The sequence below is a fragment of the Corynebacterium uberis genome (genome assembly GCF_020616335.1).
GTDB lineage: Bacteria > Actinomycetota > Actinomycetes > Mycobacteriales > Mycobacteriaceae > Corynebacterium > Corynebacterium uberis.
Genome location: NZ_CP085051.1, coordinates 1360068 through 1371447 on the forward strand (window position 1 = coordinate 1360068; position 11380 = coordinate 1371447).

The following is an 11380-nucleotide window of genomic DNA, read 5'->3' on the forward strand; positions in this document are numbered from 1 at the left end:
ACGCGCACGCCGGGCTGGTGGATAAACGACTAAAATGCCAGCGGTCTACTCTACCCTGCCCGCCTGACTGCTACTGTGTGCCCCTCACTATGCCACGCAGCCGGCCCAGGTAGTCATGGATCCGCTTTTCTGCACCGTGCTCGCTGGGCTGATAGTACTGGGCCTGGGCCAGCTCACTCGGCAGATACTCTTGGGCGACGACCCCGCGGGGATCATCGTGCGGATACCGGTAGCCCACGGCGTTACCCAGGGCAGCCGCCCCGGCGTAATGGCCATCGCGCAGGTGGGCTGGCACGGCTCCCGTTTTGCCTGCCCGCACGTCAGCCAGCGCCGCATCGATGGCGGTAATCACGGAGTTGGACTTCGGGGCACAGGCCAGGTGGATGGTGGCCTGCGCCAGGTTGATGCGCGCCTCCGGCATCCCGATGAGGGCCACCGCCTGCGCGGCGGCCACCGCCGTGGGCAGCGCTGTGGGATCGGCCATCCCGATGTCTTCGCTGGCGTGAATGATCAACCGGCGGGCGATGAAGCGCGGGTCCTCCCCTGCTTCAATCATCCGGGCCAGGTAATGCAGCGCCGCGTCCACATCCGAGCCCCGGATGGACTTGATAAAGGCGCTGGTGACGTCGTAGTGCTGGTCGCCGTCGCGGTCATAGCGCGCCACCGCCCGGTTGACGTTGTCGCGCACGGTGTCCGTGTCCAGGTCAGCCCCATCGTCGACCGCCTCCGCGGCCGCCTCTAGGTAGGTCAGCGCCCGCCGGGCGTCACCTGCGGCCAGCGCCGCCAGCTGGGCTACGGCGTCCTCGGTGATTCCGATGCGCCCGCCGAGTCCGCGCTCATCGGTGACGGCGCGCAGGATGAGGGTGCGCACGGCGGCGTCGGAAAGCGGCTTGAGCTGGAGCACCAGGGAGCGCGACAGCAGCGGGGAGACGATGGAGAAGGAGGGGTTTTCCGTGGTGGCGGCCACGAGCAGGACCGTGCGGTTTTCCACCGCCGCGAGCAGGGCGTCTTGCTGCGTGCGGGAGAAGCGATGGACCTCGTCGATAAACAGCACGGTGCGCGTCCCCGCGATGAGGTCGCGCCGCGCTTGATCGATGACCTCGCGCACCTGCTTGACCCCGGCGTTGAGGGCTGACAGCCCGACGAAGTGGCGCCCGGTGACATCGCTGATCAGCGACGCGACGGTTGTCTTGCCAATACCGGGCGGGCCGTAGAGGATCACCGAGGCGTCCCCGGAGCCTTCGACCAGGCGGCGCAGCGGCTTGCCGGGCGCCAACAGGTGCTCTTGGCCCAGGACTTCGTCCAGGCTGCGTGGCCGCATGCGCGCCGCCAGCGGGGCGTCGGCGGGCACCTCAAAATAGTCGGCGGCCTGTTGGACCGTGGTGTCGCGTGCGCCCGGGATGTCGGCGCTGAGCCGGCCGGCAAAAAGGTCATCGTTGGTAGCCATGACGTCTCACCTTCCGAAACTGCGCCGCGGCTTTCCTAGGCATAGCCGTCATAGCCGTGCCGCTGGCGCGATCGTGCTTTATTCCTCTGCGCCGGCATCGTTGAGCAGCGCGGCGATCTCATCGGCGAAGCGGGCCACAACCCCCAGCCTCGGGTCGGCGGCGCGTACGGCGTAGCGGGCAAGGGCCTCAAACGTGTCAAAGAGGTCGCGGCGCAGAATCGCTTCGGACCTGCTCAGCGGAGTCGATCCGGCGGGGGCGAAAAGCCGGCTAACCGGGGTGATGTCTTCGGGTTGCAGGGAGATCAGGTCCGCCTCGCCCGCGCTGGCGGCGACCTCGTGCACGAGGTTATGCGTGGTACCCAGGTGCAGCACCGTGACCTCGGTGAGCGCCAAGCCCAGCAGGGCCGTGACCAGGCGCAGCTGCAGCGCATCCTCGTCGCGGGCGTCCGGCCAGATCGACCCGACCTTGTTTGCCCAGGCCTCCAGGAACACGTCGGCCTCGTCGTCGCTGATCGGGCGGGAGAGCAAGAACTGCGGGAAGCCGGCGATGACGCTGCCCAGGTCATAGGCGGTGTCTCGGAAACCCGCCCACTCGTAGTCGAGGAAGTGGGTGCGCTGGGCGACGATGATGTTGTCCGGGGACAGGTCAAAGGGCGTAAACGCGCGCTGCCCGCCGCGCAGCCTGCGCACCGCCTCGCGGGCGAGGGCCTCTACCCCGTCGGGGACGGTGATGCCGGCGTCCCGCAGCAGGGCCACCCCATGCAGGATGGCGTGTTCCTTGGCCTTGGTGCGGTACCGGTTGATGTGGAAGGCCTTCGGGTGTTGGCGGGCCATGCGCGCGCGCAAGGCCTCGAAGTCTGATTCGCGGCTCGCGGTGCCGGCGTGCATGAGACCCAGGGCCTCGCCGAGGTTGCGCAGGATGTGGACTCGCTGTTCCGCATCGCCGGTGGCAAGCAGTTCTGCGAAGGTGTCGCCGTTGCCGGAGTCAGAGATGACGATGATCCGGTCAGCAACGTCATAGGCCAGCAGGACCGGCCCGGGGCGTTCGGCCTCCCCCAGCGAGGTGGTGAACTGGTAAGCCACCAGCTCGCGCACCAGGGCGGCGTCATCGAGCGCGTCATCGGTGACGGGCACGTACTTGACTACAACCGAGCGCTCGGGGAGGAAGGGGTTGGCCGCGAGCTTGCCGCGAAGCACGATCGCGTTGCCGGAACCGCTGAGTTCCTCATGGCCGGTGAGGGCCTGGGTTCCACCGAACCGCCGGGACAGGAGGGCCTCTGCGGTGGTGAGGATCTCTTGGTTAGTGGGCACGATTCCGGCATCTCCTTAGAACAATGTGAGCGCTGGCGCGCGGCCCGCGCGCCAGGACTCTGACTTAAGCGTCGCGCGCTTGGCCTTCGGCCTTGGGGGACGCTGCCGTCTTGGTGCCGCGTGCAGGGGTTGCGGCAGCCGGCTTGGCGTCGATGCCGGCTTCCTTGCGCTGGGCGGCGGTGATGGGGGCGGGGGCGTCGGTAAGCGGATCGACTCCGCCTCCGGACTTGGGGAACGCGATGACATCGCGGATGGAGTCAAAGCCGCCGAGCAGGGAGACGATGCGGTCCCAGCCGAAGGCGATGCCGCCGTGCGGCGGGGCGCCGAAGGCGAAGGCGTCGAGCAGGAAGCCGAACTTCTCGCGCGCTTCCTCCTGCGTGATCCCCATGACCTTGAACACGCGCTCCTGGACATCGCGGCGGTGGATACGGATCGATCCGCCGCCGATCTCATTGCCGTTGCACACGATGTCATAGGCGTAGGCCGTGGCCGCACCCGGATCCTCGTCGAAGGAGTCCATCCACTCCGGCTTCGGGGAAGTAAACGCGTGGTGCACGGCGGTCCACTGGGAGTGGCCCAGCGCCACGTCGCCGGAGGCGGTGGCGTCCGCGGCGGGCTCGAACAGGGGTGCGTCAACAACCCAGGTAAACGCCCAATCGCCGTCCTTGATCAGGCCGAGCTTGCGGGCGATCTCGCCGCGGGCGGCGCCGAGCAGTGCGCGGGAGGACTTGGTGTCCCCGGCGGCGAAGAAGATGCAGTCGCCCGGCTTGGCGCCCACGTGGGCGGCGATCCCGGCGCGCTCTTCTTCGGTGATGTTCTTGGCTACCGGGCCGGACAGTTCGCCGTCCTCGCCGACGAGGATGTAGGCCAGGCCCTTGGCGCCGCGCTGTTTGGCCCAGTCTTGCCAGGCGTCGAGTTGGCGGCGGGGTTGGGAGGCGCCGCCGTCCATGACTACGGCTCCGACGTAGTCGTTTTGGAACACGCGGAAGGTGGTGTTGGCAAAGAAGTCGGTGCACTCGACGATCTGGATGTCAAAGCGCAGGTCGGGCTTGTCGGAGCCGTAGCGGCGCATGGCCTCCGCGTAGGTCATCCGCGGGATGGGGGTGGAGATGTCGTAGCCGATCTCCTTCCACAGGGCGACCAGGATTTCTTCTGCCAGGGCGATGATGTCGTCTTGGTCGACAAAGCTCATCTCGACGTCGAGCTGGGTGAACTCGGGCTGGCGGTCGGCGCGGAAGTCTTCGTCGCGGTAGCAGCGGGCGATCTGGTAGTAGCGCTCCATGCCGGCGACCATGAGCAGCTGCTTGAACAGCTGCGGGGATTGCGGCAGGGCGTACCAGCTGCCGGGCTTGAGGCGGGCGGGCACGAGGAAGTCTCGGGCGCCTTCGGGGGTGGAGCGGGTCAGCGTGGGGGTTTCGATCTCGGTGAAGTCGTGGGAGTCGAGCACCGCGCGGGCCGCCCGGTTGACGCGGGAGCGCAGTCTGAGGGCTTCTCCTTGTTCGTGGCGGCGCAGGTCGAGGTAGCGGTAGCGCAGGCGGGTTTCCTCGCCGACTTCGCCGGAGGAGGAGGGGTCATCGATTTGGAAGGGCAGCGGCTCCGACTCGTTGAGTACCTCTAGCTCCGTGACGTTGAGTTCCACCGCGCCGGAGGGCAGGTTAGGGTTGTGGGAGCCTTCGGGGCGTTCTTCGACGACGCCGGTGACTTTGATCACAAATTCGCTGCGCAGTCCGTGTGCCCGGGCGGCGACATCGGAGTTGCGGAAGACCACCTGCGCCAGTCCGGAGCGGTCACGCAGGTCGATGAAGATCACGCCTCCGTGGTCTCGGCGGCGGGCTACCCAACCGGTCAGCGTGACCGTCTGTCCAGCGTTGTTGGTGCGGAGCTCCCCCGCCAGATGAGTACGCAGCACGGATGCGACCGTCCTTCCTTGATTGGTGTCCGGGGTCTTGCCTCCCCGTAGTGATTCCTCCGCGCATTCTACCCCGCGGCCTGTGCGGGCCCGCCGTCACGCCCTGTTCTAGTGCTTATCGACGCCCCCTCGTCCCCTGCGCCACCCCCGCCGTCATGTGGCATCATTTCACCATGACCTTTAGAAAAGACGTCAACCTTGATCCGGGTCGCGTCAGCACGTCCTCCGGCGGGCGAGGCGGCGTGATCGCCGCTGGTGGCGGCCTGGGAAGCCTGGTGTTGGTCGGCCTATTCCTGCTGCTTGGTGGCAACCCTGCCGAACTTGGTGGGCTGCTGGGCGGCGGCCAAGACCAGGTGGACTCCGCGGACGGCGGGGATTACTCCTTGGATCACTGCGTCACCGGCGAGGATGCGAACAAGTACGATGACTGCCGCATGGTGGGCATTGCTGCCTCCGTTGATGAGGTCTGGTCGAAGGTGCTGCCCGAGCAGGCCAACATTGACTACGTCCAGCCCGGGGTGCACCTTTTCCGCGATTCCGTGTCTACCGGGTGCGGGTCGGCGACCTCCGCGACGGGACCTTTCTATTGTCCCAAGGATCGCACCGCCTACCTGGACGTGTCCTTCTTTGAGCAGCTCGCTCAGCTGGGCGGATCCAACGGGCCGCTGGCGCAGGAGTACATCGTCGCCCACGAGATCGGCCACCACATCCAGAACCTCGAGGGCACGCTGGGTTTGAGCAACTATGAGGACCCGGGTGCGGATTCCAATGCCGTCAAGATCGAGTTGCAGGCGGACTGCTACGGGGGCATCTGGGCCCACTACGCCAACAACTCCTCCTCCTTCGAATCCTTCACCGACGAGCAGCTGCGCGACGCGCTCGATACCGCGGGGGCGGTGGGTGACGATAACATTCAGCGCCGCTCCGGCGGGCGCGTCAACCCAGAAAGCTTCACCCACGGCACCTCGAAGCAACGCGAGCAGGCCTTCAAGGCGGGCTTTGAGTCCGGGAAGATGTCCCAGTGTGACACCCTGGGCCGGGGCGGCTACCGCGGCTAAACCGCAAGCTCCGGGTGCAGGTCCTTGTGCAGAATCTGCCGGTGCCAGCGCGCAGACAGGCAGCTGACCACCCACGCGCCGAGCAGCACGGCCGCCAGGAACACCGCCCCGTGGAGCGCCCGGCCGCCATCATGGTCAAAGCCCAGGATGACGCCCCGGAACAGGTCCACGGAATACGTCATTGGGTCGATGTGGTGGACCCACTGCAGCAGCCGCGGCTGGGTCTCCACCGGGTACAGCCCTCCGGAAGACACCAGCTGGATGGCCATGAGCATCAGGCAGAGGACCCGTCCCGCCGTCACCCCCACAACCGCATTGACGGCCTGGGTGGCGGCGATAAACGTCGCGGACACGCCCAGCAACGCCACCCACAACGCTAGCGGGTGGACAGCGCCGAGCCCCACTCCGGCCTCAACCACCGCCCACACCAGGGTTGCCTGGCACACGCCCACGATCAGCCCCGGCAGGTAGCTGGCCGCCACCACGCGGGGTGAGCGTGCCCCGGAATCCACGGCACGGGATTGCAGCGGACGCAGCACCATCCAGCAGATGGTCCCACCCATGAACATGGCCAGGGAGAGGAAGAAGGGCGCCAGCCCGATGCCAAACTCGCGCATCTCATCGGCCACGAGGTTGCGCACCACCGGCTGGCCGCCGACGCGGCTGGCATCGTCCAGGCGCTGGCCCTCCCAGGTGGGCACCTGGGAGCCGGCCTGCCGCATCTTTAGGGACAGCTCCCCCGCGCCGTCATCAAGGCGGCCCAGCCCGTCGCGCAGGCGCCCGGATCCAGCATCCAGTTCCACCAGGCCGTCGCGCAGCGCGGATGCCCCGACGGTGAGCTGCTGGGTGCCGCCGACGAGGCGACTCGCGGCGTCGGCAAGCGTGCGGGCGCCCACGACGAGTTGCCCGGAGCCGTTTTTCAGCTCATCGATACCCGCCGAGAGCTGCTGGGATCCCGTCGCCGCAGCGTCGATGCCCTGGACGTACTGTGCCGCCGGGTCGGATAACTCGGTAGCTATCGTGCGCGCGCCGGCACGCAGTTGCTCCAGCTGAGCGCCAGTGGCCTGGGTGCCGGTGGTGGCGCGCAGCTGGTTGAGGGTGGCGTCGATCTGATCGGCCAGGGCGATGGTGCCGGGCTGCCCGGCGGCCCGCAGCGCAGCCGAGGTACTCACCAGAGGACCTTCGAGTTGGCCGCGGATGTGGTCGAGTTGCCCGGCGACGTCGCTGACCTTATCCACTCCGTCGGCAACCTGCCCCGCACCAGAGGCCAGCGCCTGGGTGGCCTGCTGGAGACGCGACAGGCCGGCGGCCAGGCGATGGGAGCCGTCCTGCGCGGTGGACAGCCCGTTATCCAGCCGTTCGATGCCGTCGCGGAGGCGGTTAGTTCCTGCCTGCGCCTGCCCCATGCCGTCATTAAGCGTTGCTGCACCATCGGCGAGCCGGCCCGCGCCGTCGACTGCGCGCCGCGTACCGCCGGCGAGGGTGGTGGCGCCATCGTGGGCGGTGGTCGCCCCCGCGGCCAGCTGGCCGGCCCCGTCGGCGGCCTGGTCAATCCCGTGCCCGACGGTGCTCAGCCCCACCAACAGCTGGTTGGTGATGTTCCGGCCGATCGTGGCGTCGACCGTATCCACCATGACCAGGGTGACCATGTTGCCCAGGGTTGTGGAGATAAACCCATTGCGGTTATTAAACGCCACGTTGATGGTCGCCGAGCGCGGAGTACCAGAGCGAATGCTGCTGGCCGCCGCGGAGAAGTCGTGCGGAATCTCCACGGCAAAGTAGTAGCGGCCGGAGTCCAAGCCAGCGCGCGCTTCCTCAGCGTCCACGACGTGAAAGTCCAGGCGCCGATTGTCCAGCAGGCCGTCTACGACTTGCTGGCCGGCGTCGAGGCGCCCCTGCGGGGAATCTGCCCCCTCATCGGAGTTGACCACCGCTACCGGCAGCTTGTCTAGGCGCCCGATCGGGTCAAAGTAGGACCAGACGAACAGCGCGCCGAAGATGAGCGGCAGGCAGATGATGACCACGAGGGCCAGCGGCGGGAGTTTGCCGTGGCCAAAGCGGCGCAGCTCCGTGCCGATGTGCAGTCCGGAGATCATCGCACCCCCTCCCCTCGCGCCGGTACAGCCGCCGCGTCCGCGGCGCGTCGCGCGGCCCCGCCGCGCACATCAATGAGCGTGCAGGCGGCCGCGACCCCCGGTGCGACTTGTCCCGCTAGCTCGTTGACCGTGCTGACGATGACCGGAATGCGGGTGCTCAGAAGTGCGGCGTCGGCAAGCAACTCGGCGCGCAGGCCCATGTCGCGCACCTGATCGATGTCATCGATGACCAGCAGGCGCGCCCGCGGACGCGCGATGAGGGACAGGAGGATGCGCAGGCGAAAGCGATCAGCCACGGCGAGGCCGCCTACGGGTTCGCGCGCCGCGATGGTGTCTGCGATACCCAGCAGGCCCGCCCAGTCGCGCACGTGCGGGTGATCGGCCGGATCACCGACCGGCTTCCACCACGGCACCGACCAGGCCAGTTGTTCCTTGACCACTGCGCGCACCGGAACCTGGCGTTCCAGCGAATCGATTTCCGTGGCTCCGGCCAGCGCGATGCGGGAAAATAGTTCCCCGGCGCGCGACCAGCTTTTATGCCGATCGTGAAGGGTGATGGTTCCGGCGCTGGGGCGGCGTCGCCCGGCAAGCGTTAGGCTCAGCGCGGTGGTGTGGTCTTCCCGCCCGCCGCGCAGCACGGTCAGCCCGGGTGATGCGGTGAAGGTCACTTCCGGCGCGGGCGTGCTTTGGGCGGACCGGGCGGGTCGGGCGGGTCGGGTGGGTCGGGTGGTGCGCACACCGGTGGCCTCGAGCACGACGGGGGTGGTGCCGGAGTGGGTGTCGGCGGGGTGGGTGTCGGCGGGGTGGGCCTCAGGCAACGTCATACCAGGAGTTCGTCCTTTGTCTCCCCTTCCGCACTCATGCGGAGGGTCAGCTATCACTTTCTTGTGGGGCTCATCCAACTCCGCAAGCGTTGAACTGTCAACACGACCGCGCCTCATGGATATAGTGGGCGGCAAGCAGGCTCACAGGTTTCCCACTTCCAGCAAGAAAGGACGGCCCCCCATGCGTGCCGACGCCGCGGCTCGACGCTCCCGGATCATCGACACCGCCTGCACGTTATTTCGCACCACCTCCCCCCACGACGTAACCATGGAAAAAGTTGCGGCCCGCGCCCAGGTGGGAATCGCCACCGTCTACCGCAACTTCGCCGACCGCAACCAGCTCATCCTGGAATGCATGATCGCCCTGCTCGCCCAGGCCGAGGCGCTTCAAGATGACATCGTCGCCCACCTGGATACTGACGTCACCGCCAGCTGGCGCCGCTACGTCTGGGGGCTCGTCGAGCTCGGCCTCGGCCCCCTGGTCCAGGCCCTCGCCCCACCCTCCCTGTCCCAGCTGCCCCCCGGCCGTCGACGCCCGCTGGAAGCGCATGCACGGCAAGAGCCAGCGCATCATCTCCGCCGCGCAGCGCGCCGGGCTAGTCACACAGTCGCTGACGCCCTCGCAGTTCATCGCCGAGCTCATCGTGATCACCCGCCCGCCCATGAGCGGGGTGCTCGAACTGGATCCCGACGTCACCCGCAGACTCGTGCGCGCCTACTTCACCAAAGAAACCAGCCCCGCCCCCTAGAACCGCCCGACTACGGCATTAACGACATTCGAAAGGACGAAACCACCATGCAGTTTGGCATCTTTTCCATCGGAGACGTCACCACCGATCCCACCACCGGCACCACCCCCACGGAGGCCGAGCGCATTAACGCCATGACGGCTATTGCACTGAAGGCCGAAGAGGTGGGCCTTGACGTCTTTGCCACCGGCGAGCACCACAACCCCCCGTTCGTGCCCTCCTCGCCGACGACGCACCTGGCCTACATCGCCGCGCGCACCTCCCGGCTCCAGCTGTCCACGGCAACCACCCTGATCACCACCAATGATCCCGTCACCCTCGCCGAGGACTACGCCGTGCTCCAACACCTCTCCGGCGGGCGCATCGACCTCATGCTCGGCCGGGGCAACACCGGGCCGGTCTACCCCTGGTTTGGCAAGGACATTCGCACCGCCCTACCGCTGGCGATTGAAAACTACCACCTCCTGCGCCGCCTGTGGCGCGAGAAACCGCTGACCTGGAAGGGACGCTTCCGCACCCCGCTCCAGGGCTACGTGTCCACCCCGTGGCCGCTTGACGACGTCCCCCCCTTCGTGTGGCACGGCTCCATCCGCACCACCCAAATCGCCGAACAGGCCGCCTACTACGGCGACGGATTCTTCCACAACAACATCTTCTGGAACCCCGAGCACACCGCCCAGCTGGTCAACCTCTACCGCAGGCGCTTCGCCGCCCACGGCCACGGGCGCCCCGAGCAGGCGATTGTCGGCCTGGGCGGGCAGGTCTTCATCGGCGACACCCACGACGCCGCCGTCAACCAGTTCCGCCCCTACTTTGATAACGCCCCCGTCTACGGGCACGGCCCCAGCCTGGAGGAATACACCACGCACACGCCCCTGACAGTGGGCACCGCGGAGGAGGTCATCGCCTCGACGCTCAGCTTCGCCGACTGGGCGGGCGACTACCAGCGCCAGCTCTTCCTCGTCGATCACGCCGGCCTGCCGCTTGAGGTGGTGCTCGACCAGATCGAACGCCTGGGCCGCGACGTCGTTCCCGAGCTGCGCCGCGCCTTCGCGGCACGCCGCCCCGACAACGTTCCCGCGGATCCGCCCACGCACGCCACCTTGCGCTCCTTGGACCGCTCGGCGGCACATTTCCAGGTCAATCCCGGAAACCCTGACGCATAACTTTCACCTATTCCCCACCCTTTACCACCCCAATTTCCACACGGAGGATCCATGAGCACCCGCCACCTAGTGGTCGTCAGCGCCGGCATGTCTAGCCCCTCGAGCACCTCCCGGCTGGCTGACCAACTCGCCGGGGCCACCACCGCCGCGGTGACCGCCCGCGGCGAGAGCCTTGAGGTCACCAACATCGAACTCCGGCGCCTCGCCGCAGACATGGCAGCGGCGGTAGCAACGCCGGGCATGAATACCGCGCAACTCGATGAAGCCCGCTCCCAGCTGAGCACCGCCGACGGGCTCATCGCGGTCACCCCGGTATTCCAAGCCTCCTACGCTGGGCTGTTTAAGCTGTTCTTTGACCTGGTCACCCCCACCGATGTCGCCGGGCTGCCCACCCTGATTGCCGCCACGGCTGGCTCCCCCCGGCACAGCCTGATGCTGGAGCACGCCGTGCGTCCGCTGTTTAGCTACCTGCGCGCCGTGGTGGTGCCCACGGCGGTCTTTTCCGCCACCGAGGACTACGGCACCCACGAGGGCCTGGCGCTGCCCGGGCGCATCGATCGCGCCGCCGGAGAACTCGCAGAATTGATGGTCCGGCAGGCCACCTCCGTGTCCGGGCTGGGCGGACAAACGGCCACCCAAGACGCCGGCGCGCAGCGGGGAACTAATACGCGCTCGGGCGCAGATTTCACATCGTTTGCCCAGCTCCTGGCGGGTTATGACGGTACCACCGACTAGGTGACCCTGGGTTGGGTAGCACCCCAAATGGGCGGTAGCCTGGTGCCAGATACACCGCTTCAGCCATGAACCGGTGTCCGCCTTT

At 67.5% G+C, this 11380-nt stretch carries 9 protein-coding genes; 4 read left to right on the forward strand and 5 right to left on the reverse strand.

Going from position 1 to position 11380, the window contains the following annotated elements; all coding sequences use genetic code 11:
* Nucleotides 1–70: 70 nt before the first annotated feature.
* The 3 genes from LH390_RS06305 to aspS form a co-directional block, all read right to left on the reverse strand.
* Nucleotides 71–1447 (reverse strand): replication-associated recombination protein A, encoded by a 1377-nt coding sequence (locus tag LH390_RS06305; RefSeq protein WP_227282109.1) that lies wholly within the window; start codon nucleotides 1445–1447, stop codon nucleotides 71–73.
* 78 nt (nucleotides 1448–1525) lie between these two features.
* Nucleotides 1526–2758: a phosphotransferase family protein gene (locus LH390_RS06310; protein WP_227282108.1), complete on the reverse strand. Its 1233-nt coding sequence runs from the start codon at nucleotides 2756–2758 to the stop codon at nucleotides 1526–1528.
* 64 nt (nucleotides 2759–2822) lie between these two features.
* Nucleotides 2823–4667, reverse strand: a complete 1845-nt coding sequence (gene aspS / locus LH390_RS06315) for an aspartate--tRNA ligase (RefSeq protein WP_227282107.1) — start codon at nucleotides 4665–4667, stop codon at nucleotides 2823–2825.
* 173 nt (nucleotides 4668–4840) lie between these two features.
* On the opposite strand from aspS, the gene ypfJ reads away from it, so the two are divergent.
* Complete coding sequence (gene ypfJ / locus LH390_RS06320) at nucleotides 4841–5725, forward strand: KPN_02809 family neutral zinc metallopeptidase (RefSeq protein ID WP_227282106.1); 885 nt, start codon at nucleotides 4841–4843, stop codon at nucleotides 5723–5725.
* Here the strand turns inward: ypfJ and LH390_RS06325 are convergent.
* A complete protein-coding gene (locus tag LH390_RS06325; RefSeq protein ID WP_227282105.1) occupies nucleotides 5722–7821 on the reverse strand; it encodes a YhgE/Pip family protein in 2100 nt (699 codons plus the stop codon). The two genes, ypfJ and LH390_RS06325, sit on opposite strands and share 4 nt — an antisense overlap.
* Nucleotides 7818–8645: a hypothetical protein gene (locus LH390_RS06330; protein WP_227288310.1), complete on the reverse strand. Its 828-nt coding sequence runs from the start codon at nucleotides 8643–8645 to the stop codon at nucleotides 7818–7820. The genes LH390_RS06325 and LH390_RS06330 overlap by 4 nt, the downstream gene beginning before the upstream one ends.
* Before the next feature lie 548 nt (nucleotides 8646–9193).
* Between LH390_RS06330 and LH390_RS06340 the strand changes: the two genes are divergently transcribed.
* Genes LH390_RS06340 through LH390_RS06350 form a run of 3 tightly spaced genes read left to right on the forward strand, consistent with a single transcriptional unit; the run spans nucleotide 9194 to nucleotide 11295 of the window.
* Nucleotides 9194–9394, forward strand: a complete 201-nt coding sequence (locus LH390_RS06340) for a hypothetical protein (RefSeq protein ID WP_227324420.1) — start codon at nucleotides 9194–9196, stop codon at nucleotides 9392–9394.
* Nucleotides 9395–9441: 47 nt separating this feature from the next.
* Complete coding sequence (locus tag LH390_RS06345; RefSeq protein WP_227282102.1) at nucleotides 9442–10560, forward strand: CE1758 family FMN-dependent luciferase-like monooxygenase; 1119 nt, start codon at nucleotides 9442–9444, stop codon at nucleotides 10558–10560.
* 51 nt (nucleotides 10561–10611) lie between these two features.
* Nucleotides 10612–11295 carry a CE1759 family FMN reductase gene (locus tag LH390_RS06350; protein WP_227282101.1) on the forward strand — a complete coding sequence of 228 codons (684 nt, stop codon included), beginning with the start codon at nucleotides 10612–10614 and terminating at the stop codon, nucleotides 11293–11295.
* The last annotated feature ends 85 nt before the right edge of the window (nucleotides 11296–11380 follow it).